The following is a 24,830-nucleotide window of genomic DNA, read 5'->3' on the forward strand; positions in this document are numbered from 1 at the left end:
GCTTGCCTTACTCTCACTCGTTCGCCAATCATGAGGAACACCAATGCTCGGGTTCACCCGCGTGCGCCGTCACACCCTTGCCGCTTCGGCCACCGCCGCCGCTCTCGCACTCGCCCTCGGCGGCTGCTCCTCGGACGGCGACGGCGACAAGGACGCGGCGAAGTCCTCGGCGAAGAGCGGCGGAGCCTTCCCCGTCTCGATCAAGAGCTCGCTCGGCACCGCGAAGATCGAGGACAGGCCCGAGCGCATCGTCACGCTCGGCCAGGGCTCCGCGGAGACCGCCATCGCGCTCGGCCACACCCCGGTGGGCATCGAGAGCTACGAGTGGGGCAGCGACAAGTCCGGCTACCTGCCGTGGATCAACGAGGCCGTCAAGAAGTCGGGCGACAAGCTGCCCAAGCAGTTCACCGGTGGCGAGGACATCGACTTCGAGGCCATCACCGAGCTGGAGCCCGACGTGATCCTCGCCCCGTGGTCGGGCATCACGCAGAAGCAGTACGACATCCTCAAGGACATCGCGCCCACGGTCGCCTACCCCGACAAGGCGTGGAGCACCGACTGGGACCAGCAGATCGACATCATCGGCAAGGCGCTCGGCCAGACCGAGGACGCCTCCGGTCTGAAGACGACGATCGAGAAGCAGCTCGCCGACGCCGCGGCCACCCGGCCGGACTACAAGAACGTCACGTTCTCGTACATCTACACCTCAGGCCCCGGCACCCTCGGTGTCTTCAAGCCCGAGGAGCAGCGCGTCAAGATGGTCTCCTCGCTCGGCCTGACCGTCGACCCCGTCGTGAACACCTTCAAGGAGACCGAGGGCACCGACTCGGCGCTCATCGGCCTGGAGAACGCCGAGAAGCTCAAGGACAGCGACCTCGTCTTCACGTTCTACACGGACGACAAGACCCGTAAGGAGACCGAGGCGCAGCCGCTGTACGGCGCGATCCCCGCGGTCAAGAAGGGCGCCGTCGTCGCGAGCGACGACAACTCCTTCGTCACGGCCTCCTCGATCATCAACCCGCTGACCGTCCCGTGGACGATCGAGCGCTACCTGCCGATCATCGACAAGGCCGTCGCCACCGCCGGCAAGTAAGGCACCGGGGCACCCCGCACACCCATGGCAACCACCACGGTCGCACCGCCGAGCGGCGCCGGTACGTCGCGTACCGGCGCCGCTCGGCTGGCGTTCCTCCTGCTCCTGGGGCTCGCCGCCCTGGCGCTCGCCCTGTGCGCGAGCGTCATGTTCGGCAGCCGCAGCACCTCGCTCGGCGATGTCATCGACGTGCTCACCGGCACCGCCGACCCCAACGTCACCACCATCGTCGAGAGCCGCTATCCGCGAACCGCGCTCGGTGTCCTGGCCGGACTCTGCCTCGCCGTCGCGGGCACCCTCATGCAGGGCGTCTCCCGCAACCCGCTGGCGGAACCGGGCCTGCTCGGCATCAACGCGGGCGCGTCCGCGAGCATCGTCGCCGCGACCGCCTGGTTCGGCGCGTCCGGCTCCACCGACACCATGTGGTGGGCGCTCCCCGGTGCGCTGATCGCCGGAGTGCTCGTCCATGTCATCGGCTCCGCCGGTACCGGAACGAGCGTGGTGCGACTGGTGCTGGCCGGTGCGGTCCTCTCCGCCGTGCTCATGGCGTTCATCCAGGCGGTGACCCTCAGCAAGCCGCAGGTGTTCGACAGCTACCGCTACTGGGTCGTCGGAGCCCTCGGCGGCCGCGATTTCGACGTCTTCTGGTCCGTGTTCCCGTTCGCCGCGGTCGGCTTCCTCCTCGCCCTGGCGCTGGGCCCCGGCCTCAACGCGCTCGCGCTCGGTGACGCGATGGCCGTCTCGCTCGGCTCGCACCCGGCCCGGATCCGCGGCGGCGGTCTGCTGGCCGCCACCCTGCTGAGCGCCGCCGCGACCGCGGCCGTCGGCCCGATCGCCTTCGTCGGCCTCGCGGTTCCCCATGTCGTACGCGCCCTGGCCGGCATCGACTTCCGGGTCCAGATCGTCTTCTCCGCGCTCGCGGGGCCCACCCTGCTGCTCCTCGCCGACGTGGTGGGACGGGTCGTCATGCGGCCCACCGAACTCATGGTCGGCGTGGTGACCGCGTTCATCGGCGCGCCCGCACTGCTCATCGCCGTACGCCGGATGAGGGGCACCACATGACCACCACCCGGGAATCCACCACGAGCCCCGCGCCGGGTCCCGAGGGGCCCGCCCCGCGGTCGGCCCCGCGGTCGGCCCCGCCCAAGGGCTTCCTCACGATCGGCCGCCATGTGGCGATCCCCGTGCGGCGGGTCTCCGTCGTCGCGGCGGCCGTGCTCCTCGTCCTCGTCGTCGTGGCCGCCGTCGCGACCCTGTCCATGGGGCGGCTGGGCGTCGACCTGGCCGATCTGCCCGCCGCGCTGACGGGTGACGCCGAGGGCAAGAACCGTTTCGTACTGAACCGGCTGCGCGGCCCCCGGCTGACGGTAGCCCTCGGCACCGGCGCCGCGCTCGGGCTGTCCGGCGCGCTGTTCCAGTCCGTCACCCGCAACCCGCTCGGCAGCCCCGACGTGATCGGCCTGGCGGCCGGTGCCGGGGCGGGCGCCGCCATCTCCGCGCTGGTGTTCCCCGACACGGTCCCGGTGGCCGTCGGCGCCCTCGTCGGAGCGATCCTCGCGATGGCCCTCGTGTACGTGTCCACCGGCACCGGCTTCCGCAATCCGGCGCGGCTCGTCGTGGCCGGGATCGGGGTCGCCGCGATCGGCGCCGCCATCACCCAGTACGTCGTGTACGCGATGGAGCGGGACAAGGCGTCCGTCCTCACCGCCTACGTCAACGGCAGCCTGGCCGCCCGCTCCTGGAGCGACGCGACCACCATCTGGCTGGTCCTGCTCGTGGTGGCCCCGCTGACCGCCCTGATCGGCCGGCGGCTGGACATCGGCGAGATGGGTGACGACCTCGCCGAAGGTCTGGGGTCCGAGCCGAAGCGGACGAAGACGGTCGCCGTCGTCCTCGCGATCGTGCTCTCCGCCGCGTCCGTCAGCGTGGCCGGGCCCGTCGCCTTCATCGCCCTGACGGCTCCCCAGATCGCCAAGCGCGTCACCCGTGTGTCCGGCCCCCACCTGCTGCTGTCCGCCCTGACCGGCTCGCTGCTGCTCGTGGCGGCCGATCTCTGTGCCCAGCAGCTCCCGCTGTTCGAGGACCTGCCGGTCGGCATCTACACGATGGCGATCGGGGGCGCGTACCTCGGGTATCTGCTGGTCCGTGAATGGCGCAGGGGAGTGCTGTAATGGCGTCCGCCGACCGCGGCGACTGGTCTCGTACAGGTTCGTCGGCCATACTGCGCGCCGTGGAGCAGAGCATAGATTCGAACACGAAACCCGAGTTCGCCGCGGGGACCGACCCGGCGTACATCCCCGGCCTGACGGCCCCTTCCGCGGCTCGGACGGAGGAGAAGAAGCCGACGTCGGACGACGATCCCGCAGGCGTGGACGCGGACGTGGACACGGACACGGATGCGGACGGAGAAGCGGACGCGGATACGTCACCGGAGGCGGACGCCGCCGACGAGGAACCCGAGGCCGAGGCGGAGAAGGGGGCCGAGGACGGGGCCGTCTTCGAAGTCAGCGACCGCCGCGGTTCGATCCGGGCGGACCGCGAGGGCGTCCGGTTCCGGCTGGACGACCAGGAGGCCGAGTTCCTGTGGGACGAGATCGGCGCGGTCGAGGTCAAGACCGCCCGCTTCGGCCGCCGGTTCACCGTCACCGTGCATCTGTCGGCGCGCCGTTGGTTCAACGCCGAGGTCGAGGCGGAGAGCCGGACCCGGCTCAAGGAATGGCCGGGTGAGCTCGACACCGTTCTGGACGCCTACTTCGAGGAGTCCTGAGCGACGGCTCCGGCTCCGACCGCGAGCGGCCGGGTGCGGCAGCCGGGCGGGGCACTTCCCGGCGCGGCTGCCGCACCCGGCCGCCGTGCCGGTCCACCGTGCCCGCCTGCCGTCATGACTCCAGACAGCGCAGGACGGCCAGCACCCGGCGGCTGTACCCCGTGGTGTGCGACAGCCCGAACTTGTCGAAGACCGCGTGGAGGTTCTTCTCGACCGCGCTCAGCGAGAGGTGCAACTGCTGCGCGATCGCCGTGTTGGTACGCCCCTGGGCCAGCTCCTCCAGCACCGTCCTCTCACGGGGCGTGAGCCGGGCCGGCGGGTCGCTGTGCGTCGTACGGATCACCAACTGCCGTACGACCTCCGGGTCGAGGACGGCCCCGCCCGCCCGGATCCGCTCCAGCGCGTCCAGGAACTCCTCGACCTGCGCGACCCGGTCCTTGAGCAGATAGCCGACCCGCTCGGCGCCCGCGGCCGGCAGCTGGGCCGCGTAGCTGCGCTCCACATGCTGGGAGAGCACCAGGACACCGACCTCCGGCCGGCGCTCGCGGACCTCCAGCGCGGCCCGCAGCCCCTCGTCCGTGTGGGTCGGCGGCATCCGGATGTCCACCACGACGATGTCCGGCGTCCGGCCCTCGACCTCGCGGATCAGGGCCGTTCCGTCGCCCACGGCGGCCAGGACCTGATGGCCCTCCTCCGCGAGCAGCCGGACCAGGCCCTCCCGCAGCAGGGTCGAGTCCTCGGCGAGCATCACACGCACGGCAGCTCCGCGATGATGGTGGTGGGACCCCCTGGGGGGCTGTCGACGCGCAGCCGTCCGTCGAGCGCGGCGACCCGGTCGCGCAGCCCGCTCAGCCCGCTGCCCGCCGGGTCGGCGCCGCCCCGGCCGTCGTCCTCGATCCGCACGGTCAGCAGGGACCGTTCGCCCGTCAGGCGCACCTGGACGCACCCGGCGCCGGAGTGCTTGGCCGCGTTGGTCACGGCCTCGGACACCACGAAGTACGCGGCGGTCTCGACCGGCCGCGGCAGCGTCGGGGGCAGCGCGAACTCCATGCGCAGCGGAATGGAGCACCGCTGCGCGACGCCTCCGAGCGCCTCCTGGAGCCCCAGGCTGTCCAGCGCCGTCGGACAGACCCGCCAGGCCACGTCCCGCAGCTCGGTGAGCACGTCCCTGGACTCCTGGTGCGCCTGCTCCAGGAGCGCCCCGGCCTGTTCGGGCGTCCGGTTGCGGCGGGCCCGGCCCAGCAGCATGGCCAGCGCCACCAGACGCTGCTGCACCCCGTCGTGGAGATCGCGCTCGATGCGCCGGCGCTCGGCGTCGACCGCCCGGAGCACGGCGGCCCGGCTGGCGGCCAGCACCGCCCCGACGGCCGGCAGACCGAGCACGACCGTGCACAGCATCCCGCGTACGTCCGGGCGGCGAGATAGCGCAGGGCCCGCAGGTCCTCGTCCGCACGGGCGCCGCGGGGAGGGAACCGGTCGCCGAAGAAGACGACGCGCCGCGCCCGCTCCGGCCCCACCAGCCGCCGTGCCCCCGCGCCCAGCGCGGCCCGAGCCCTGTCGCGGGTGTGCGGCCGGAGGAGGAAGGGGCCCAGCAGGGTGCCTGGACCGGCGAAGTACAGCAGCCCGAGGAAGGAGGTGCCGCAGCCGAGCAGGACCCCCACGGCCCGGCGTGCCCGTCCGGGCCGGTGCGCCACCCTGTCGATCCGCTCGTCGCTGTCCGGCACGGAAGGCGAGGCCGGCCGCGCTGCGGGGCGCGGGCAAGATCGTCCGGTCGCACCGTCGTCCGGAGCCGGAGCCGGGGTCACGGGGTGCGGCGGTGCTGGTCCCGTTTGCGGCCCCGGACGCGTACGGCCACGTAACCGACCACGGCGAGCAGCACCAGGGCGAGCACGACCTTGGACAGGACGCCGACGTACGTCTCCACCAGGTCCCACTGGTCCCCGAGCCAGTAGCCCGCCATCACCAGGACCGTATTCCACAGCAGGCTGCCCGCCGTCGTCAGCGCGACGAACGTGGGCAGCGGCATGCGCTCGACTCCCGCGGGCACGGAGATCAGGCTCCGGAAGACCGGCACCATGCGCCCGAGGAGGACCGCCTTGGTGCCGTGCCGGGCGAACCACTGCTCCGTACGCTCCAGGTCGGAGACCTTGACCAGGGGCAGCTTCGCCCAGAACCTGCGCATCCGCTCACGGCCGAACACCCGCCCGATCCCGTACAGGACGACCGCGCCGACGACCGAGCCGAGCGTGGTCCAGAACAGCGCGGACGCCAGGCTCAGCACTCCCTGCGACGCGGCGAAACCGGTCAGCGGGAGGATGATCTCGCTGGGCAGCGGCGGGAACAGGTTCTCCAGCGCGATGGCCAGACCGGCACCCGGCCCGCCGAGGGTGTCGACGAGACCGGCGGCCCAGCCCGCGATGCCGCCCGCGGGTTCCTGCGCGGCAGCTGACAGTACGAGGTCCATGTACGGGCTCTCCAGGGTGACGGTAGGGCTCGCGGGACATCGGCCGCGACATACCGTCAACGCTAGGAACCGCAGATCAGTGCCGGTATGAGGTCATCCGTCGAGCCACCCTGCGGTTTCCCGCACCCCTGCCGAGGGGGCGCGGGGGACCGCAGGGCGTCACACGTGGCCGGGGCCGGTCGCGGCCGGTCGCGGGGACCGGCGCCGCCCCCGGACTCACGCCTCGTCGAGGACCACCGAACGGGAGAGGTGGCGCGGCAGGTCCGGGTCGAGACCGCGTGCCGCCGCCCGAGCGATCGCCAGCCGCTGTACGCGTACGAGGTCGGCCAGCGGGTCCAGGTCGCTCTGCACCCAGCGGGCGCCCGTGGCGAGCACCTGCTCCGCCAGGCCCTCCGGCGCGGTGCCGAACATCCAGGTCGCCGTACCGGCGGTGGCGATGCTGATGGGGCCGTGGCGGTACTCCATCGCCGGGTACGACTCGGTCCAGGACAGCGACGCCTCCTTCATCTTCAGCGCCGCCTCGTTGGCGAGCCCGACCGTCCAGCCCTGGCCCAGGAACGAGAACTGGGTGCAGTCCACCAGCCCTTCCGGCAGCGGCTCGGCGAGCGCGGTCTCCGCGTCCCGCACCGCGTCCTCGGTGTGCAGCCCGAGGTGGGCGCGGAGCAGGGTGAGGACGGTGGTGGCGAAGCGCGTCTGGACGACGGACCGCTCGTCGGCGAATTCGAGGACGACGACATCGTCCGCCGCCGACATCACCGGGGTCTCGGGATCGGCGGTGATGGCCACCGTGCGGGTCGTGCCGCGCAGCCGGGTCAGCAGCTCCAGGACCTCGGTCGTGGTTCCCGAGCGGGTGAGGGCGACGACCCGGTCGTAGGAGCGGCCGAAGGGGAACTCCGAGGCGGCGAAGGCGTCCGACTCGCCCTGGCCGGAGTTCTCGCGCAGCGAGGCGTACGCCTGCGCCATGTAGAACGAGGTTCCGCAGCCGACGACCGCGATGCGCTCACCGGCCGCGGGCAGGGCCGCCGTGTGGTCTCCGGCGAGCTTGGCGGCACGGCGCCAGCAGTCGGGCTGGCTGGCTGTCTCGGTCTCTACATACGACACGTCTGCACTCCGCTCGGGCGTGGTGAATGAAGCATTGAATGTTTGATTCTGCACGTTACATGCGCCTATCGAGCAAGAACAAGCATGAGATGGGGGGTGGATCGGTGGCCGGTGTCCCGCCGGGGTCCTGTGCGACGCTTGCGTCTGTCCGGCCACCGGTGACCGCGTCCCGGTGACCGCGTTCCCGGGGAGCGCGGTGCTCGCGCCGGACGGTGAAGGAGACATGCTCTTGTCCAGGGATGCCCGCTGGGACGCTTTGCTCGAACTGGTCGGCAAGAACGGCCGGGTGGAGGTCGACGACGCCGCGGCGACGCTGGACGTGTCGGCCGCGACGATCCGCCGTGACCTCGACCAGCTCGCCGAGCAGCAGCTGCTCACCCGGACCCGGGGCGGAGCGGTCGCGCACGGTGTCGCCTACGAGCTGGCGCTGCGCTACAAGGCGGGCCGCCGCGCCCCGGAGAAGCAGGCGATCGGCCGCGCCGTCTCCGAACTGGTCGCGGTCGGCGAGGTGGTCGGCCTGACCGGCGGCACGACGGTGACCGAGGTGGCCAGGGCGCTGGCCGTGCGCCCCGACATCGTCGGCGAGACGGGGGCGGCGGCCGGGCAGCCGACCCTGACCGTGGTGACGAACGCGCTCAACATCGCGGGCGAGCTGGCGATGCGGCCGCAGATCAAGATGGTCGTGACCGGGGGGGTGGCCAGACCGCAGTCGTACGAGCTGACCGGCCCGCTGGCCGTCGGTGTGATGAACGAGATCACCCTGGACACCGCCGTGCTGGGCGTCAACGCGATCGACATCGAGCGTGGGGCCTACGTCCATCACGAGGGCGAGGCCAGCGTCAACCGCCTCCTCGCGGAGCGGGCGCAGCGGGTGGTGGTGGCGGCCGACTCCTCGAAGATCGGCAAGCGGGCGTTCGCGCGCGTCTGCGATCTCGGCCTGGTCGATGTGCTGGTCACCGACTCCGGTATCACGCCGGACGCGAGGGGCCGGTTCATCGAGGCGGGCGTCGACGTCATCGCCGTCTGAGCGGTGCTCCGTACACGTGGTGCGCAGCCGTGCCCCGTACCCACGGTTCGTACGCACGGTTCGTGCGGCGGTTCGTTCGAGCGGTCCGGGGCCGTGCTCCGTGGCCGCGGTATGTGCTGGTGCGCCCGGTGTGTGAAGGGTGTTTGATGCGGCTGTTTTCGGCCATGCTCGGTGGGTAGTCGGCTGAATCCGGTTCGGTCTTCGTCGGCTGGGCAACTGTCGTGCGGGCTCGTGGAATCGGGTGACATCTCCTGGCTGGTCCGGAAAGTCCCCGGCGTGGCCGAAGGGCTTCGACTCCGGAATGTCACCGTCGCCCGCCGCAGATGGTGTAAAAGGGGCGGAATGTGGGTGAGGGAGAGGTGATTTCACGCCAGTCGGCCCGCTCGTTGGCCGAGTCCGAACACATGGCCGGATCGCTGTCGGCATAATCGCGGCTATGTCGATCACGGGTGGGGACGTCGTTGATCTGGGCCGGGACCTGTATGCCTGGCTGCCGCCGAAACGCGGTTGGGGGCTGGCCAACTGCGGTCTCCTCGTGTCGCCGCGCGGCGCGCTCTGGGTCGACACCCCTTACGACCGGTTGCTGGCCGGACAGTTCCTGACGGAGAGCGTCAAACGACTGCCCGACGGGGTCTCCATCGATCGGGTGATCGTCACCCATGCCAACGGGGACCACTTCTGGGGCGCGGGGGTGCTTCCGGAGGCCGAGATCATCGCCACGCGCGAGGCCAGGGAACACATCCACTACGAGCCCACCCCGCAACAGCAGCACGCGCTGGTGGCGGGCGGCGATCCGGCCACCCCGCTCGGCGCCTACCTCGCGCGCCACTTCGGCCCGTTCGACTGGTCGGCCACCGAACCGGTGCGGCCGACCACGTACTTCACCGGGGAACTGGAACTGACCCTCGGCGACTACCCGGTCCAGGTGTCCGCCCTGCCGCCCGCCCACACCACGGGCGACCTGATCGTGCATCTGCCCGTCCAGCGCACCGTGTTCAGCGGTGACGTGATCTTCTCCGCCACCCCGCGGCAGCCGGGCGACCACCCGGTGCACTGGGCGGGCCCGTTGAGCAATGTGATCGCGGCCTGCGAGCGGGTGCTGGCGACCGGCGCCGAGACGATCGTCCCGGGTCACGGACCTGTGCTCGACGCGGCCGGGGTGCGGGAGCACATCGCCTACCTGGAGTACATACGCGAGCGTGCCCATGCCTTCCACGCGGCCGGCGTGCCCGCGCCGGAGGCGGCCCGCCGGGTGATCGGCGAGGGACGGCACCCCGAACTCGGCCTGCCCGAGCGGCTGGTGGTCACGATCGGGAGCGAGTACCGGGATCTGGACGGCTCCGAACTGCCCGGGGTGCTCCAGGTGATGACCGAGGTGGCCGTGCTGGCGCGGGAGGTCGAGGAGGCGCGTACGGACGACGGCCTCCGCCGTACCGCGGCCGGGGAGTCCGCGCCGGAACCGGTCGGCAGGGCGGAGTGAGCACCGCCCCGGGAGCCGGCCGGGCACGCACGACCGCCGCCGTCACCGTCCTCATCACGCTCACCACCACCCGCCACCGTCCGGTGCGCGGGACCCACCCGACACGAAAGACGCGGTGACCGGTGTGGCATGGATCGTGACGCTGATCGCCGTCGCCTGGGCCGTGACGGCGGTGATACGGGGACAGCAGTCGGCCCGTGACGCCTATGCGGCCACGGCCCGCGCCGAGCTGGCGGACCGGCAGGCGAAGGCCGCCGAGGCCCGGACCCTCGCGCTCACCGACGAGATACGCCAGCTCGCCGAGAGGCGGATACCCGCCGCCGCGACCGCCCTGTCCCACCCCACCGCGTCCGTACCCGGACTGCGTGAGGCCGCCGGCATCGACGGTGCCGCCGCCCGACTGCTGACCGAGGCCGTGCAGGCGGCCCGTACGGCGGTCGTCGAGGAACGGCAGCGCGTCGACGCCGCCGCGAGAGCCGCGATGCGCGGCACCTCGGCCAAGATCCAGTCACTGCTCAACCAGTCCCAGCAACTGCTCCACGAAATGCAGCACGAGTACGACGACCCGCGCATCCTGCAACTCGACTTCCGCAACGAACTGGCACTGCGCCGCACCCAGGCCACCGCCGTGCTCTGCGACGCCTGGCCGGGACTCGCCCGGCAGAACTCCCCGCTCGTGGAGGTCGTGCTCGGCGCCCAGTCCCGGGTCGCCGGTTACGAGCGCGTCCGGATCGCCAACCACCTGCGCGACGAACGGCTCGCCGTCGTCGCCCGCGCCGCCGAACCCCTCGCGATCGTCCTCGCGGAGCTGCTGGCCAACGCGACGGCGTACTCGCACCCGGACACCGAGGTACCGGTCACCGTCCAGCAGACCCTGGGGCGCGGCGCCCTGGTGCTGGTCGACGACGCCGGGATCGGTATGGACGACGACGCGCTCCAGCGGGCCCGCGCGTTGCTGGCCGGGCCGTCCGAGGTGCTGCTCACCGAGTTGGGGGACCCGCCGCAGACCGGGTTCGCCGTGGCCGGCCGGCTCGTCGCGCGGTACGGCTTCAGCTGCCACATCGAGTCCTCGCCGTACGGGGGGATGCGCACCATGCTCCGTATCCCGGCCCATCTGCTCACCGTGATGGAGGAGGGCCGCGCCTTGTCGGCGCTCGCACCGAAGCCGGTACACGCCCACCCGCGGCCGACACGGGCGCCGGAGGCACCGGACGCGCCGGGGGAGCCGGGGGAGCCCGGACCGGCGGTTCCCGAACCCCGGCCCGCCGCAGCCCCGACCGCCACGGAGCCCCGTACCGAGCCCGCCAGCGAGCCCGCCACCGAGCCCCGTACCGAGCTGCCCACCCGCCGACGACGCGTCCGTCGCCCGGCCGCCCCCGACGCCGCGGACGCGCACCGCCCGGTGGCGGAGGAGCCCGCGCCCCGGACCCCCGAACAGGCCGGAGCGTCCTGGACGGCTCTCCAGCAGGGCACCGTCAGCGGCCGCCGGGCCGAAGCCGCCGCGCCGGACGGAACCGGTACGCGGGCATCCGCGCCCCCAGCACTCGTAGCACCCGCACCCGCGGTACCCGTATCACCCGCACCAGCACCAGCACCCGCATCGCCATCGGATGACCAAGGAGACGACGAGACGTGAGCGCCCCTACTCCCACCACCGGTGACCTCGCCTGGGTGCTGACCCCGCTGCTGGAACTGCCCGGCGTCCAGCACGCGGTGGTCGCCACCGGCGACGGGCTCGTCGAAGGCGCCTCCGAGGGTCTCGACCGGGCATCCGCCGAACGCGTGGCCGCGATGACGGCCACCGTGCACGCGGCGGCGCGTGCCTTCACCACCGCCTTCACCGAGGCGGAGAAACCCCGGCTGGCGCAGACCGTCGTGGAGTCCGAACTGGGCTTCGCCATCGTCGTCCCCGCGGGCCGGAACACCACCCTCGCCCTCTTCGCGGCACCCGACGCGCACCTCGGCAACATCGCGTACCAGATGCAGGTGCAAGTCACCGCGCTGACCCGGGCGATGAACGCCCCCACCCGCCAACCGGACGCTGCCGCCCGGCCATGACCCCCGGCCCAGGACGCCGTCTGATCCCCGCCTATCTGGTCACCGGTGGCCGTTCCGCGCCCTCCGGCCCCACGCTCGACCGGCTCGCCGTGCTCGTGCGTACCGACTCGGCGCTGCCCCCGGACGCCGGATCCGAACACCGCAGGCTGTGCGAGCTGCTGGAACCGGGCGCACTCACCGTCGTCGAGTGCGCCGCCCACCTGGAACTGCCGGTCAGCGCCACGGTCTTCCTGGCCGCGGACCTCGCGGCCGCCGGACATCTGCACACCCGACCTCCGATCCCCAGCGCCGGGGAGATCGACCGGTCGCTCGTCGAGAGGCTGCTCGTTGGACTCCGCTCCCTCCACTGACCGGACCGGCATCGGCTATCTGCCGAGTGCCGCCCAGACCCTGATGAAACTCGTGGTCACGGGTCCCTTCGGCGTGGGCAAGACGACCCTGATCCGCACGCTGTCGGAGATTCCGACGCTGCACACCGAGGAGACGATGACGCAGTCCAGCACCGCGCTCGACGACACCGCGGGTCTCCCGGACAAGACCACCACGACGGTCGCCGTCGACTTCGGCCGGCTGACCGTCCCCGACGACCTGGTGCTCTACATGTTCGGCACCCCCGGACAGGAGCGCTTCTTCCCGCTCTGGGCGGACATCGCACGCGGTGCTCTCGGCGCCCTCGTCCTGGTCGACACCCGTCGGCTCGAAGACTCCTTCGCGGTGATGGACATGGTGGAGGAGCACGGGCTGGCGTACGCCGTCGCGGTCAACCGCTTCCCCGACGCCCCCACCCACACCGACGAGGTCCTGCGCAAACACCTCGACCTCGCTCCCGAGACACCGCTGGTGCAGTGCGACGCCCGTGAACGGCGCGGCTCGATCGACGCGCTGATCGCCCTGGCCGAACACGCCCTGACCCGTCTGCCCGAGACGTCGCCCACGCCTCGGCAGACACCCACGCCTCCCTCCCCGTCCCTTCCCCTGCTCCGGGACCCGTCATGACCCTCTCCCCGCCGGGCGCCCCGCGCCGCTCGCCCCTCCAGCCGCTCGCGCTGTACGGCCCCGACTTCGCCGCCGACCCGCACGGCCACTACCGCAGGCTCCGCGCACAGGGCCCCCTCGCCCGGGTCGTCATCGCCCCCGGCATCGACGCGATGCTCGTCACGGACTACCAGGCCGCCGTCGACCTGGTGCGCGACACCGACACCTTCACCAAGGACCCCCGCGCCTGGCAGGAGACCGTCCCCGCGGACTCACCGGTCCTGCCCGTGCTCGGCCACCGGCCCACCGCGCTCTTCAGCGACGGAGCCGTGCACACCCGCTACCGCGACGCCATCAACGACAGCGTGGCCCTGATCGAACCCCACATCCTGCGGGCCGAGGTCACCCGGGTCGCGCAGCAGCTCATCGGCGAGTTCTCCGCGACGGGCAGCGGCGACCTGGTCGCCCAGTACGCCAGGCGGCTGCCCCTGCACGTGTTCACCACCTGGTTCGGCGTCCCACCGGGGGAGGGCGAGCGGATCGTCGACGGCGTCGGCGGCATGATGAACTCCGCCGCGGACGCCGCCGCCGCGTACGCCGATCTCGTCGGTGTCGTCACCGACCTCGTCGCGGCCCGGCGCGCCCGCCCCGGCCGCGACCTCACCTCGTACCTCCTCGCCCACCCGGCGGGTCTCGACAACGACGAGACAGTGCGTCAGATCACACTCCTCATGAGTGCGGGGCACGACCCCACGACCAATCTGATCGGCAACGCGCTGCTCCACATGCTCACCGACGCGCGCTACTCCGGTTCGCTGCACGGTGGCGCGATGACGGCCCAGGAGGCGATCGACGAGATCCTCTGGCAGGACCCCCCGCTGGCCAATCTGGGCGCCCACTACCCCCGTCGCGACACCGAGTTCCACGGCGTCGCCCTGCGCGCCGGGCAGCTGCTTCTGGTCTCCTTCGCCGCCGCCAACACCCAGTCCCCGCCCACCCGTTCGGACCCCGGGGTGCGTTCCGGGTCCAGCGCGCATCTGGCCTGGTCGACGGGGCCGCACCGGTGTCCGGCGAAGCAGCCCGCCCTCCTGATCGCGATGACCGCGATCGAGCAGCTGACCAGCCAGCTCTGCGACCTGGAACTGGCCACCGAGGCCGCCGAGCTGATGTGGCGGCCCGGACCGTTCCACCGCGCCCTGGTCCATCTGCCGGTCCGTTTCACTCCGCTCGATCCCGGTCTTCGCCGTGTCGGTGGTACGCCGAACGGGTGAGGGACGAGAGGATTGCCGGATGAACAATGAGCGCGGCCGGCGCAAACCCAACCGGCGCACGGACGGGGTGGCCCTGTGAGCAGGTACGACAGGTACGACAGGTACGACGCCACCGACGAACAGTGGGAGGGGCTCGCCCAGGTCGTACCGCTGCGGGGCCGCAACGAGTGGCCTTCCAGGGTCGACCACCGCACGGCCCCGGACGAGCGCGCCGCCGAACAGCGACGGCTCGTCGTGCTGCGGGTGCAGGTCTTCGCGGACGCACGCGAAGTCGCCGAGTATCTGGTCGCACAGGTTCCGGTGCTGCTCGACCTGACGGCGGCCGAATCCGATGTGGCCAAACGGATTCTGGACTTCAGCAGCGGCGTCGTCTTCGGACTCGGCAGCGGTATGCACCGCGTCGACCGGAACGTCTTCCTGCTGGCGCCCGTCGGTATGGAGGTCGAAGGGGTCACGCCCGCAGGTCTCCCTCAATCGTAGGAAGGTCACGGGGCAAAACGGTTCGGCCGGTGGAGCCGTGCGTACGGTCCGCCCATGACAGCCATCAGCCCGCTGCCCGGCCCGGACCCTTCGCGCCGGGCCCCCGCAGGCCCGGCCCGCCCGGTCCGCCCGAGAACCGCGGGCACGGCCCGCCCGGCACCCGCGGGCACGGCCCGCACCGCCGGCCCCCTGCGCCCCGTCCGCCCGGCGGTCACCGAGTTACGGCTCGCCGCCTTCGCCTCGCACCGCCGCGCGGTCCTTCCGATGGGGCCGGTGACGCTGGTCACCGGGGGAGCGGGCACCGGCAGGACGACCGCGCTGCGGGCGTACGAGGCGCTGGCGCGGCTCGCGGCCGGTGACCCGCTGGACGAGGTCTTCCCCGATCCGGTCGCCTGTGTGCCCGAGCGGGCGGGCCCCGACGCCCAGGGGCGGCGCGGCTTCCGGCTCGGCTGCACCGTGGACGGCCCGGCCGGTCCGGTCCGGCTGGAGGTGGCGGTCCAGGCCGAGCCCACGCTCCGCATCGTCGGGGAACGGCTGACCGGGGGCGGCGAGACCCTGCTGGCCACCGCGCTGCGCGATCCGCGTCGCCCGGTGGTCCAGGCCGCCTGGCACACGGCGGGCCTGGTTGCGGTGACCCGCGCTCCGCTGCCGGACGACCGGCTCGCGACGGCGCTGCTGCCGCTGCGGGTCGCGGGCGCCACGGAGGGGCAGTTGCAGGTGCTGGCCGCCGCCGAGCAGGTGGTGGTGGCCCTGCGGTCGGCCTTCGTCTGCGATCCGCAGCCGCGGCTGATGCGGGCGCCGGTAGCCGTGGGTCCGGGGCGCCTGTGGCCGGACTGCGGCAATCTCGCCGAGGTCCTGGCCCGGACGCGCGCTCTGGGCGGGTACCGGCACGCCCGGCTGGTCGCCGCCGCCGACGCCGGGTGCGCCGGTCCGGTGACGGGCCTGTACGCGGAGGAGCGGGGGGACGGAACGGTAGGGGCCTGGGTGGGGCGCGACGCGGGGCACCGCACGCCCATGGGCCGGCTCGGCGACGGTGAACTCAGGTATCTGGCCCATGCCCTGGTCCTGCTGAACGGCTCCCGGGTGCTGGAGGCGGACGCCCCGGCGGAGGTGCCGTCGGCGATGCGGGCGGTCACGGTGCTGGCCGACGGACTGGACCGGAGTCTGGGCGGGCGGCAGTTGCGGGAGCTGCTGGCTCTGGCCTCGTCGATCTGTGGGAACGGGCACATCCGGTTGCTGGGGACCGTCACGGACATCGCGGCGGCAGGGGCCCGCGGAGCGGCCGGAGTGACAGTGGTAGACCTGGGACCGTGACGGAACTCGATGTGGCAGAACTCCAGCGGCGACTGGCCGCTTTCGCGGCGGCACGGGACTGGGGCCAGTACCACACCCCGAAGAACCTGGCGGCCGCGCTGAGCGTCGAGGCGTCCGAACTGCTGGAGATCTTCCAGTGGCTGACGCCCGAGCAGTCGGCGCGGGTGATGGAGGAGCCGGACTCGGCGCATCGGGTGGCGGACGAGGTCGCGGATGTTCTCGCCTATCTGCTCCAGTTCTGCGAGGTGCTGGGCATCGATGCGCTGGCGGCGCTGGCGGCCAAGATGGACCGGAATGAGAAACGCTTCCCGGTTCGGGACACCGCAGAACCCTCAAAATGTCACTCTTCGGAGTGATCGTTTTATCAACAGTCGACTTTGTGTCCACAGATTTCCGAATTCCCCTGGCCTTACGGTGCCGTACACCTCACTGTGGGTAATGGATGAGGTGAGCGGGTTTTCGTACGGACGGGGGAATGGCATGGAAGCGGAGCGGCTCATTGAGATCGGTCGGCGTGCTCTGGCGGAGAGCCGGGGCGCGCTGGACATCATGGCGGAGGCCTGGCAGGCCCAGGCGTTGGCGCGGACGGTCGGCGGCAGGCTGGCGCAGGGCGGTCCGATGGAGTTACGGGGCGACGCGCGGGGCCTCAGCGAGATCGGCGGGCAGGGGTTCTCGGCGCTCGACCATCCGATGGTGCTCGCCGGAGGCACCCGGGCCTCGCAGCTCTCCGAAGTCACCGATGTGCGACAGGCCCTGGCGGGACTGGCGCTGCTGCTCGGCGAGGCCGGGATCGCGTTGGTCGGGGTGGCCTGTGACACCGGGGAGGACGGGCTGTACTGGCAGTGCATCGAGGCCATAGACGCCACGGACGAGTCGATGGACCGGGTGCACGGAATGCTGAGACGGATGGCGGCGAGGGAGCGCGAGAAGGAACGGGAGCGGGAAGGGAAGCGGGACAGCCCGTACGGAGTGCTCCACGGTCCGGCGACATCGGCGGTGGGCCCCTGAGCGGGACGGACCCCGAGAAGGGTGCCCGTGCGGAGGGGCGGCCCTGAGCGGGGCGGGTCCTGGGCGCAGTGGGTCCTGAGGAGGGCCGGCTCTGTGAGCGGGCTTCCGGCCGGGTGGAGTACGCCGGTCGTGAGCCGGGGCCGGGCCGGTGGTGCGCCGGGACGGTGGTGCACCGGGCCGTGAGAGGAGGACCGGCGTCCGACGGGGCAGGATGGATGCATGGATCTTCGAATCTTCACCGAGCCCCAGCAAGGGGCGAGCTACGACACGCTGCTCACCGTCGCCAAGGCCGCCGAGGACCTCGGCTTCGACGCCTTCTACCGCTCGGACCACTATCTCCGCATGGGCTCCGGAGACGGGCTGCCCGGTCCGACCGACGCCTGGATCACCCTGGCCGGTCTGGCGCGGGAGACCAAGCGGATCCGGCTGGGCACGCTGATGACCGCGGGCACGTTCCGGCTGCCGGGGGTGCTGGCCATCCAGGTGGCCCAGGTCGACCAGATGTCCGGCGGCCGGGTCGAACTTGGCCTGGGAGCAGGCTGGTTCGAGGAGGAGCACAAGGCGTACGGCATTCCCTTCCCGAAGGAGAAGTTCGGCCGGCTGGAGGAGCAGCTGGCGATCGTCACCGGCCTGTGGGCGACGGAGACCGGCAGGACCTTCAGCTACGACGGCACGTACTACCAGCTCACCGACTCGCCCGCACTGCCCAAGCCGGCCCAGGCCAAGGTGCCGGTCCTGATCGGCGGGCACGGCGCGACCCGCACCCCGCGGCTGGCCGCGCAGTACGCCGACGAGTTCAACATCCCCTTCGCCTCGCTGGAGGACAGCGAGAGGCAGTTCGCGCGGGTCGGGGAGGCGGCCAGGGCGGCGGGCCGCCGACCGGACGACCTGGTGTACTCCAACGCGCTGGTGGTCTGCACCGGCAAGGACGACGCGGAGGTGGCGCGACGCGCGTCGGCCATCGGACGGGACGTGGAGGAGCTGAAGGCGAACGGGCTGGCGGGCTCGCCCGCCGAAGTGGTCGACAAGATCGGTCGGTACGGTGCGATCGGCGCCTCCCGCATCTACCTCCAGGTCCTGGACCTGGACGACCTGGACCACCTGGAACTGATCTCCTCGCAGGTCCAGTCCCAGCTGGGCTGAACCGAACCGGCTGCCCCGGCCCCGTCCCGATCCCGCCCGCCCCGATCCCGCCCGTCCCGTCCCGACCTGCCCGTCCTGACCTGCCCGTCCCGAGTCGTTCCGGTCCGTCACGAGTCGTTCCCGCCCCGGAGAAGAAGGAGCGGTACCTGTGCAGTCCACCCGGCCGGGTGAGAGCCACCCGTCGTCGGCCCGCACTCTCGCTGCCGCGCTCGCGGAGGGGACCGTCCTCCTCGACGGCGGTCTCTCCAACCAGCTGGAGGCGCAGGGCTGTGATCTGTCCGACGCGCTGTGGTCGGCCAGGCTGCTGGCCGACGCGCCCGAGCAGATCGAGGCCGCACACCTGGCGTATGTGCGGGCGGGTGCGCAGGTGCTCATCACCGCGAGCTATCAGGCGACGTTCGAAGGGTTCGGGCGGTACGGGATCGGGCGGGCCCGAGCCGAGGAGCTGCTGGCCCGCAGTGTGGAGCTGGCCGAGGCGGCCGCTGACGCGGCCGGGCGGGAGAGTCCGCGGCGGGAGATCTGGGTCGCCGCCTCGGTCGGCCCGTACGGGGCCATGCTCGCGGACGGCAGCGAGTACCGGGGGCGCTACGGTCTCACCGTCCGGGAGCTGGCGGACTTCCACCGCCCTCGGGTGGCCGCACTGGCCGCCGCGGGACCCCATGTGCTGGCCCTGGAGACCGTGCCGGACCTGGACGAGGCCGAGGCGCTGCTGCGGGTGACCGAGGAGTACGGGCTGCCGGTGTGGCTCTCGTACACCGTCGAGGGTGACCGGACCCGGGCCGGACAGCCGCTCCAGGAGGCGTTCGCGCTCGCCGCGGGGCGGGAGCAGGTGGTGGCGGTCGGGGTCAACTGCTGTGATCCGGGGGACGTGGAACGGGCGGTGGAGATCGCGGCGGCGGAGACGGGGAAACCGGTGGTCGCGTATCCCAACAGCGGGGAGCGATGGGATGCCGGGGGCCGCGGCTGGACCGGGGAGAGCACCTTCGACCCGGAGCGGGTGCGGTCCTGGACCACGGCCGGTGCCCGGCTGGTCGGTGGCTGCTGCCGGGTGGGGCCCGGCCGCATCGCCGAGCTGGCCGGCCTGTTGGAGCGGTGAGGGCGCATACCGGAGGAACGACCGTACGCGCCGCAGTGCTGAACAGCCCTGCCGGGGTGGCGAAATTGCCTGGTGGGGCAGGGGGGAGAGGACCATACTCGGACACGTGTTCCTGACAATCAGTACGACCGGCACCCCGGAACGACCCGCCACCGACCTCGGCTTCCTGCTGCACAAGCATCCCGACAAGGCGCAGTCGTTCTCCACCTCGCACGGCACCGCGCACGTCTTCTACCCCGAGGCGTCCGCCGAGCGCTGCACGGCCGCGCTGTTGCTGGAGGTGGATCCGGTGGCGCTGGTGCGGCGCGGCAAGGGCAAGGGCCGGGGCGGCGCGCCCGACGCGGCGCTCGCGCAGTACGTCAACGACCGTCCCTACGCGGCGTCCTCGCTGCTGTCCGTGGCCATGTCCACGGTCTTCAAGTCCGCCCTGAGCGGGGCCTGCCGGGCCATGCCCGCGCGGGCCGAGGCGCCCCTGCCGCTGCGTGTCGAGGTTCCCGCCCTGCCCGCGCGCGGCGGTGCGGAGCTGGTCGGCAAGCTCTTCCGTCCGCTCGGCTGGACGACGGTGGACGCCGTGGCCGTGCCGCTGGACGAGGAGTTCCCCCAGTGGGGCGAGTCGCGCTACGTGCGGCTCGTGCTGGAGGGAGAGCTGCGGCTCTCGGACGCGCTGCGCCAGCTGTACGTCCTGCTGCCGGTGCTCGACGACGCCAAGCACTACTGGGTCGCCCCGGACGAGGTGGACAAGCTGCTGCGGGCCGGTGCGGGCTGGCTGGCCGACCACCCCGAGCGGCACCTGATCACCAGCCGCTATCTGGCCCGACGCTGGAACCTGACCCGTCAGGCCGCGCAGGCACTCGAACTGGTGCGGCTGGCCGAGTCGGACGACCTCGACGTGGACAACGTCGACAACGCGGTGGACGAGACCACGGACACCGAGGAGAAGCCGGTGCCGCTCGCCGAACACCGGCGTACGGCGATCCTTGAGGCGCTGCGCACGGCGGGGGCGAGCCGGGTGCTCGACCTGGGCTGCGGTCAGGGCCAGTTGGTGCAGGCGCTCCTCAAGGACACCCGCTTCACGGAGATCGTCGGCGTCGATGTGTCGATGCGCGCCCTCACCATCGCCTCGCGACGGCTGAAGCTGGACAGGATGGGGGAGCGGCAGTCCGACCGGGTCACCCTCCGGCAGGGCTCGCTGACCTACACCGACAAGCGGCTGCGGGGCTTTGACGCGGCGGTGCTCAGTGAGGTCATCGAGCACCTGGACCTGCCGCGGCTGCCCGCGCTGGAGTACGCGGTGTTCGGTTCGGCCCGCCCCCGGACCGTCCTGGTGACCACGCCGAACGTCGAGTACAACGTCCGCTGGGACACCCTGCCGGCCGGCCACGTACGTCATGGCGACCACCGTTTCGAGTGGACCAGGGCCGAGTTCCGGGACTGGGCCGAGAAGGTCGCCCGGCGCCACGGCTACACGGTCGCGTTCGAGGCCGTCGGGCCCGACGACCCCGAGGTCGGTCCGCCCACGCAGATGGCCGTCTTCACGACGACCGCGGCCGACGGCAACACGGCCGACGGCAACGCGGCCGACGGCAGCGAGAACGGGCACAGCGAGAACGACAACGACACGACCGAGCACATCAGCAACGACAACACGAAGGAGGCGGAAGCCGCATGACCAGCACCTCTCGCACCCTGCCGGTGACCGACCTCTCGCTCGTCGTCCTCATCGGCCCCAGCGGCTCCGGCAAGTCCACGTTCGCCCGCAAGCACTTCAAGCCCACCGAGATCATCTCCTCGGACTTCTGCCGCGGCCTCGTCGCCGACGACGAGAACGACCAGAGTGCCAGCCGCGACGCCTTCGAGGTGCTGCACTTCATCGCGGGCAAGCGCCTCGCGGCGGGGAGGCTGACCGTCGTCGACGCCACCAGCGTCCAGCCGGAGAGCCGCAAGCAGCTCGTGCGGCTGGCCAGGGAGCACGACGTCCTGCCCATCGCCATCGTGCTCGACCTCCCCGAAGAGGTCTGCGTCGCGCGCAACGCCGCCCGGCCCGACCGCGCCGACATGCCCCGGCATGTCATCCAGCGCCACCGGCGCGAGCTGCGGCGTTCGCTGCGCGGCCTGGAGCGCGAGGGCTTCCGCAAGGTCCACATCCTGCGCAGCGAGGAGGAGGCCGAGCACGCCGAAGTGGTGCTGGAGCGCCGCTACAACGACCTGCGCCACCTCACCGGCCCCTTCGACATCATCGGTGACATCCACGGCTGCCGCTCCGAGCTGGACACCCTGCTCGGCAAGCTCGGTTACGTCGACGGTGCGCACCCCGAAGGACGTACGGCGGTCTTCGTCGGTGACCTCGTCGACCGCGGACCCGACAGCCCCGGCGTGCTGCGCCGCGTCATGTCGATGGTGTCCGCCGGCCAGGCCCTGTGCGTACCGGGCAACCACGAGAACAAGCTCGGCCGTTATCTCAAGGGCCGGGCCGTCCAGCACACCCACGGTCTCGCCGAGACCATCGAGCAGCTGGACCGCGAGGACGCCGAGCACCCGGAATTCCGGGAACAGGTCAGGGAGTTCATCGACGGGCTCGTCAGCCACTACGTCCTGGACGGGGGCAGGCTCGTCGTCTGCCACGCAGGGCTGCCCGAGAAGTACCACGGGCGCACCTCCGGGCGGGTGCGCTCGCACGCCCTGTACGGGGAGACCACCGGCGAGACCGATGAGTTCGGCCTGCCCGTGCGCTACCCGTGGGCGGAGGACTACCGGGGCCGGGCCACCGTGGTCTACGGCCACACCCCCGTGCCCAGCACCTCCTGGATCAACAACACCATCTGCCTGGACACCGGTGCCGTCTTCGGCGGACGGATGACCGCGCTGCGCTGGCCGGAGCGCGAACTGGTCGACGTACCGGCCGAGAAGGTCTGGTACGAGCCGGTCAAGCCGCTCACCACGGAGGCGCCCGGTGGCCGGGAGGGCCGCCCACTGGACCTCGCCGATGTGCAGGGCCGGCGGACCGTGGAGACCGGGCAGATGGGCCGCGTCTCCGTGCGCGAGGAGAACGCGGCGGCGGCGCTGGAGGTCATGAGCCGGTTCGCCGTCGACCCGCGCCTGCTCGGCTACCTCCCGCCGACCATGGCGCCGACCGCCACCTCCCACGAGGAGGGCTATCTGGAGCACCCGGCCGAGGCGTTCGCCCAGTACCGGGCGGACGGCGTCGCCAAGGTCGTGTGCGAGGAGAAGCACATGGGCTCCCGGGCCGTCGCCCTGGTCTGCCGCGACGCCGAAGCGGCACGGGAACGGTTCGGCGTCGACGGCCCGACCGGTGCGCTGCACACCCGTACCGGACGGCCGTTCCTGGACGACGAGGCGCTCACCGAGACGGTTCTCGGCCGGCTGCGCGATGCCGTGACCGCCGCCGGGCTCTGGGCGGAGTGGGAGACAGACTGGGTGCTGCTCGACGCCGAGCTGATGCCGTGGTCGTTCAAGGCCGCCGGACTGCTGCGCTCGCAGTACGCCGCCGTCGGCGCCGCGTCCGGTGCTGTTCTCCCCGACGCGCTGGCCGCCCTGGACGCCGCGGCAGGACGCGGCATCGACGTCGCGGGCCTCGCCGGGCGGCAGCGCGGACGCGCCGAGGACGCGGCGGCGTTCACCCGGGCGTACCGGCGCTACTGCTGGGGCACCGAGGGACTGGAAGGGGTGCGCCTCGCGCCGTTCCAGATCCTGGCCGTGCGGGGCCGCTCGCTCGCCTCCGTACCGCACGACGAGCAGCTGGCCTGGCTGGACCGGCTGGTCGAGCACGACCCGACCGGGCTGCTCCAGGTCACCCGCCGGCTCGTCGTCGACACCGGTGACGACGCCTCGGTCCGCTCCGGCATCGACTGGTGGCTGGAGATGACCGGGCGCGGCGGCGAGGGCATGGTCGTCAAGCCGCTCGGCGCGCTCGTCCGGGACGGGAAGAACCGTCTCGTCCAGCCCGGCATCAAGGTGCGGGGCCGGGAGTACCTCCGGATCATCTACGGCCCCGAGTACACCCGACCGGAGAATCTGGAGCGGCTGCGCTCCCGGTTCCTCGGCCACAAGCGGTCGCTGGCGCTGCGGGAGTACGCCCTGGGCCTGGAGGCCCTGGACCGGCTGGCCGGCGGCGAGCCGCTGTGGCGGGTGCACGAGGCGGTCTTCGCGGTGCTCGCCCTGGAGTCGGAACCGGTGGACCCCCGCCTCTAGACCGGCCTCCGGAACCGCCCCTGAGCAGGTCGTCGGCCCGGCTTCAGGAAAGCGTTGGCGATTCGCCGGGTGAACGGCGCCCCGCGCGGTGAGGATGGAGGCATGGGATTCCACGTCGACTCCGAGGCCGGGCGGCTGCGCCGGGTCATACTGCACCGCCCCGATCTGGAGCTGAAGCGGCTCACCCCCAGCAACAAGAAGGCACTGCTCTTCGACGATGTGCTGTGGGTGCGCCGCGCACGGCAGGAGCACGACGGGTTCGCCGATGTGCTGCGCGAGCGCGGTGTGGCGGTGCACCTGTTCGGCGATCTGCTCCAGGAGTCCCTGGACATCCCGGCGGCCCGGCGGCTCGTCCTCGACCGGGTCTTCGACGAGAAGGAGTACGGCCCGCTCGCCACCGAGCATCTGCGGGCCGCCTTCGAGGACCTGTCCTCCGCCGAGCTGGCCGAGGCGCTGGTCGGCGGGATGACCAAGCGGGAGTTCCTGGCGCGGCACAGCGAGCCGACCTCCGTCCGCTTCCACGTCATGGATCTGGACGACTTCCTGCTCGGCCCGCTGCCCAACCATCTCTTCACCCGTGACACCTCGGCCTGGATCTACGACGGGGTGTCCATCAACGCGATGCGCTGGCCGGCCCGGCAGCGCGAGACCGTCCACTTCGAGGCGATCTACCGCCACCACCCGCTCTTCACCGGCCCCGAGGCGGGCGCCTTCCACCACTGGTCGGAGGGGCAGGACGACTACCCCTCCACGATCGAGGGCGGTGACGTGCTGGTCATCGGCCGCGGCGCCGTACTGATCGGGATGAGCGAGCGCACGACACCGCAGGCCGTGGAGATGCTGGCCCGGGGACTCTTCGACGCCGGGTCCGCGCGGACGATCGTGGCGCTCGACATGCCCAAGCGCCGGGCGTTCATGCACCTGGACACGGTGATGACGATGATCGACGGCGACACGTTCACCCAGTACGCGGGGCTCGGGATGCTCCGCTCGTACACGATCGAGCCCGGCGCCGGTCCCCGTGAGCTGAAGGTCACCGATCATCCGCCCGAGCACATGCACCGGGCCATCGCCGCCGCGCTGGGCCTCGACTCGATCCGGGTACTCACCGCCACCCAGGACGTCCACGCGGCCGAGCGCGAGCAGTGGGACGACGGCTGCAATGTGCTGGCCGTCGAGCCGGGCGTCGTCGTCGCGTACGAACGCAACGCCACCACCAACACCCATCTGCGCAAGCAGGGCATCGAGGTCATCGAGATCCGCGGCAGTGAACTGGGCCGGGGGAGGGGCGGGCCGCGCTGCATGAGCTGTCCCGTGGAACGGGATCCTGTATAGCAATGCAAT

24 protein-coding genes are annotated in these 24,830 nt (G+C 72.0%); 20 read left to right on the forward strand and 4 right to left on the reverse strand.

From position 1 onward, the window contains the following. Positions 1 to 43 precede the first annotated feature (43 nt). The 4 genes from OG251_RS30915 to OG251_RS30930 are packed head-to-tail and all read left to right on the forward strand — an operon-like array spanning position 44 to position 3,860. Positions 44 to 1,093, forward strand: coding sequence for an iron-siderophore ABC transporter substrate-binding protein (locus OG251_RS30915; protein ID WP_326680176.1), 1,050 nt, complete (start codon positions 44 to 46; stop codon positions 1,091 to 1,093). 24 nt (positions 1,094 to 1,117) lie between these two features. Next, positions 1,118 to 2,155 carry a FecCD family ABC transporter permease gene (locus OG251_RS30920; protein ID WP_326680177.1) on the forward strand — a complete coding sequence of 346 codons (1,038 nt, stop codon included), beginning with the start codon at positions 1,118 to 1,120 and terminating at the stop codon, positions 2,153 to 2,155. Further along, positions 2,152 to 3,264: a FecCD family ABC transporter permease gene (locus tag OG251_RS30925; RefSeq protein WP_326680178.1), complete on the forward strand. Its 1,113-nt coding sequence runs from the start codon at positions 2,152 to 2,154 to the stop codon at positions 3,262 to 3,264. The genes OG251_RS30920 and OG251_RS30925 overlap by 4 nt, the downstream gene beginning before the upstream one ends. 59 nt (positions 3,265 to 3,323) lie before the next feature. Next, positions 3,324 to 3,860 (forward strand): hypothetical protein, encoded by a 537-nt coding sequence (locus OG251_RS30930; protein WP_326680179.1) that lies wholly within the window; start codon positions 3,324 to 3,326, stop codon positions 3,858 to 3,860. A gap of 112 nt (positions 3,861 to 3,972) precedes the next feature. Here OG251_RS30930 and OG251_RS30935 read toward each other — a convergent pair whose 3' ends face one another. From OG251_RS30935 to OG251_RS30950, 4 genes are all read right to left on the reverse strand, one after another. Next, positions 3,973 to 4,608 (reverse strand): response regulator transcription factor, encoded by a 636-nt coding sequence (locus OG251_RS30935; RefSeq protein WP_326681473.1) that lies wholly within the window; start codon positions 4,606 to 4,608, stop codon positions 3,973 to 3,975. Beyond that, positions 4,608 to 5,258 carry a sensor histidine kinase gene (locus OG251_RS30940; protein WP_326680180.1) on the reverse strand — a complete coding sequence of 217 codons (651 nt, stop codon included), beginning with the start codon at positions 5,256 to 5,258 and terminating at the stop codon, positions 4,608 to 4,610. The genes OG251_RS30935 and OG251_RS30940 overlap by 1 nt, the downstream gene beginning before the upstream one ends. A gap of 403 nt (positions 5,259 to 5,661) precedes the next feature. Beyond that, positions 5,662 to 6,324 (reverse strand): DedA family protein, encoded by a 663-nt coding sequence (locus OG251_RS30945; protein WP_326680181.1) that lies wholly within the window; start codon positions 6,322 to 6,324, stop codon positions 5,662 to 5,664. A 216-nt stretch (positions 6,325 to 6,540) separates the two neighbouring features. Further along, positions 6,541 to 7,425 (reverse strand): SIS domain-containing protein, encoded by an 885-nt coding sequence (locus OG251_RS30950; RefSeq protein WP_326680182.1) that lies wholly within the window; start codon positions 7,423 to 7,425, stop codon positions 6,541 to 6,543. A 229-nt stretch (positions 7,426 to 7,654) separates the two neighbouring features. On the opposite strand from OG251_RS30950, the gene OG251_RS30955 reads away from it, so the two are divergent. The 16 genes from OG251_RS30955 (at position 7,655) to OG251_RS31030 (ending at position 24,821) form a co-directional block, all read left to right on the forward strand. Next, positions 7,655 to 8,452, forward strand: a complete 798-nt coding sequence (locus OG251_RS30955) for a DeoR/GlpR family DNA-binding transcription regulator (protein ID WP_326681474.1) — start codon at positions 7,655 to 7,657, stop codon at positions 8,450 to 8,452. 436 nt (positions 8,453 to 8,888) lie between these two features. After that, the gene (locus OG251_RS30960) at positions 8,889 to 9,932 is read left to right on the forward strand and encodes an MBL fold metallo-hydrolase (protein ID WP_326680183.1); all 1,044 of its coding nucleotides are present in this window, start codon (positions 8,889 to 8,891) and stop codon (positions 9,930 to 9,932) included. A 115-nt stretch (positions 9,933 to 10,047) separates the two neighbouring features. Further along, positions 10,048 to 11,568 carry an ATP-binding protein gene (locus tag OG251_RS30965; protein ID WP_326680184.1) on the forward strand — a complete coding sequence of 507 codons (1,521 nt, stop codon included), beginning with the start codon at positions 10,048 to 10,050 and terminating at the stop codon, positions 11,566 to 11,568. Continuing rightward, entirely contained in the window at positions 11,565 to 11,990 is a 426-nt protein-coding gene (locus OG251_RS30970) for a roadblock/LC7 domain-containing protein (protein WP_266813010.1), read from the forward strand. The genes OG251_RS30965 and OG251_RS30970 overlap by 4 nt, the downstream gene beginning before the upstream one ends. Beyond that, the gene (locus tag OG251_RS30975) at positions 11,987 to 12,340 is read left to right on the forward strand and encodes a DUF742 domain-containing protein (RefSeq protein WP_326680185.1); all 354 of its coding nucleotides are present in this window, start codon (positions 11,987 to 11,989) and stop codon (positions 12,338 to 12,340) included. Before OG251_RS30970 ends, OG251_RS30975 begins: the two co-directional genes overlap by 4 nt. Next, positions 12,318 to 12,986 (forward strand): GTP-binding protein, encoded by a 669-nt coding sequence (locus tag OG251_RS30980; RefSeq protein ID WP_326680186.1) that lies wholly within the window; start codon positions 12,318 to 12,320, stop codon positions 12,984 to 12,986. Before OG251_RS30975 ends, OG251_RS30980 begins: the two co-directional genes overlap by 23 nt. Continuing rightward, a complete protein-coding gene (locus OG251_RS30985; RefSeq protein WP_326680187.1) occupies positions 12,983 to 14,236 on the forward strand; it encodes a cytochrome P450 in 1,254 nt (417 codons plus the stop codon). The genes OG251_RS30980 and OG251_RS30985 overlap by 4 nt, the downstream gene beginning before the upstream one ends. 75 nt (positions 14,237 to 14,311) lie before the next feature. Continuing rightward, positions 14,312 to 14,716 (forward strand): cell division protein SepF, encoded by a 405-nt coding sequence (locus OG251_RS30990; RefSeq protein ID WP_073720890.1) that lies wholly within the window; start codon positions 14,312 to 14,314, stop codon positions 14,714 to 14,716. A 54-nt stretch (positions 14,717 to 14,770) separates the two neighbouring features. Further along, positions 14,771 to 16,030, forward strand: coding sequence for an ATP-binding protein (locus OG251_RS30995; RefSeq protein WP_326680188.1), 1,260 nt, complete (start codon positions 14,771 to 14,773; stop codon positions 16,028 to 16,030). Further along, the gene (locus OG251_RS31000; RefSeq protein ID WP_326680189.1) at positions 16,027 to 16,386 is read left to right on the forward strand and encodes a nucleotide pyrophosphohydrolase; all 360 of its coding nucleotides are present in this window, start codon (positions 16,027 to 16,029) and stop codon (positions 16,384 to 16,386) included. Before OG251_RS30995 ends, OG251_RS31000 begins: the two co-directional genes overlap by 4 nt. A 124-nt stretch (positions 16,387 to 16,510) precedes the next feature. Further along, a complete protein-coding gene (locus OG251_RS31005) occupies positions 16,511 to 17,038 on the forward strand; it encodes a DUF6099 family protein (protein ID WP_326680190.1) in 528 nt (175 codons plus the stop codon). 219 nt (positions 17,039 to 17,257) lie between these two features. After that, the gene (locus OG251_RS31010; RefSeq protein ID WP_326680191.1) at positions 17,258 to 18,181 is read left to right on the forward strand and encodes an LLM class F420-dependent oxidoreductase; all 924 of its coding nucleotides are present in this window, start codon (positions 17,258 to 17,260) and stop codon (positions 18,179 to 18,181) included. Positions 18,182 to 18,329: 148 nt separating this feature from the next. Continuing rightward, positions 18,330 to 19,277, forward strand: coding sequence for a homocysteine S-methyltransferase (gene mmuM, locus OG251_RS31015; protein WP_326680192.1), 948 nt, complete (start codon positions 18,330 to 18,332; stop codon positions 19,275 to 19,277). Between the two features lie 106 nt (positions 19,278 to 19,383). Beyond that, positions 19,384 to 20,946 (forward strand): 3' terminal RNA ribose 2'-O-methyltransferase Hen1, encoded by a 1,563-nt coding sequence (locus tag OG251_RS31020; protein ID WP_326680193.1) that lies wholly within the window; start codon positions 19,384 to 19,386, stop codon positions 20,944 to 20,946. Next, on the forward strand, positions 20,943 to 23,486 hold the full coding sequence (locus OG251_RS31025) for a polynucleotide kinase-phosphatase (protein WP_326680194.1): 2,544 nt from the start codon (positions 20,943 to 20,945) through the stop codon (positions 23,484 to 23,486). The genes OG251_RS31020 and OG251_RS31025 overlap by 4 nt, the downstream gene beginning before the upstream one ends. A gap of 102 nt (positions 23,487 to 23,588) precedes the next feature. Further along, on the forward strand, positions 23,589 to 24,821 hold the full coding sequence (locus OG251_RS31030) for an arginine deiminase (protein WP_326680195.1): 1,233 nt from the start codon (positions 23,589 to 23,591) through the stop codon (positions 24,819 to 24,821). Positions 24,822 to 24,830 lie beyond the last annotated feature (9 nt).

This window comes from Streptomyces sp. NBC_01237 (assembly GCF_035917275.1).
Lineage (GTDB): Bacteria > Actinomycetota > Actinomycetes > Streptomycetales > Streptomycetaceae > Streptomyces.

Bases quoted from the DNA above. Each gene is read 5' to 3' on its own strand.
- OG251_RS30995 (WP_326680188.1), top strand. From the start codon at position 14,771: ATGACAGCCATCAGCCCGCTGCCCGGCCCGGACCCTTCGCGCCGGGCC.
- OG251_RS30920 (WP_326680177.1), top strand. From the start codon at position 1,118: ATGGCAACCACCACGGTCGCACCGCCGAGCGGCGCCGGTACGTCGCGT.
- OG251_RS30960 (WP_326680183.1), top strand. From the start codon at position 8,889: ATGTCGATCACGGGTGGGGACGTCGTTGATCTGGGCCGGGACCTGTAT.
- OG251_RS30915 (WP_326680176.1), top strand. From the start codon at position 44: ATGCTCGGGTTCACCCGCGTGCGCCGTCACACCCTTGCCGCTTCGGCC.
- OG251_RS30975 (WP_326680185.1), top strand. From the start codon at position 11,987: ATGACCCCCGGCCCAGGACGCCGTCTGATCCCCGCCTATCTGGTCACC.
- OG251_RS30940 (WP_326680180.1), bottom strand. From the start codon at position 5,258: ATGCTGTGCACGGTCGTGCTCGGTCTGCCGGCCGTCGGGGCGGTGCTG.
- OG251_RS30985 (WP_326680187.1), top strand. From the start codon at position 12,983: ATGACCCTCTCCCCGCCGGGCGCCCCGCGCCGCTCGCCCCTCCAGCCG.
- OG251_RS30935 (WP_326681473.1), bottom strand. From the start codon at position 4,608: ATGCTCGCCGAGGACTCGACCCTGCTGCGGGAGGGCCTGGTCCGGCTG.
- OG251_RS30925 (WP_326680178.1), top strand. From the start codon at position 2,152: ATGACCACCACCCGGGAATCCACCACGAGCCCCGCGCCGGGTCCCGAG.
- OG251_RS31025 (WP_326680194.1), top strand. From the start codon at position 20,943: ATGACCAGCACCTCTCGCACCCTGCCGGTGACCGACCTCTCGCTCGTC.
- OG251_RS30945 (WP_326680181.1), bottom strand. From the start codon at position 6,324: ATGGACCTCGTACTGTCAGCTGCCGCGCAGGAACCCGCGGGCGGCATC.
- OG251_RS31005 (WP_326680190.1), top strand. From the start codon at position 16,511: ATGGAAGCGGAGCGGCTCATTGAGATCGGTCGGCGTGCTCTGGCGGAG.
- OG251_RS31010 (WP_326680191.1), top strand. From the start codon at position 17,258: ATGGATCTTCGAATCTTCACCGAGCCCCAGCAAGGGGCGAGCTACGAC.
- OG251_RS31030 (WP_326680195.1), top strand. From the start codon at position 23,589: ATGGGATTCCACGTCGACTCCGAGGCCGGGCGGCTGCGCCGGGTCATA.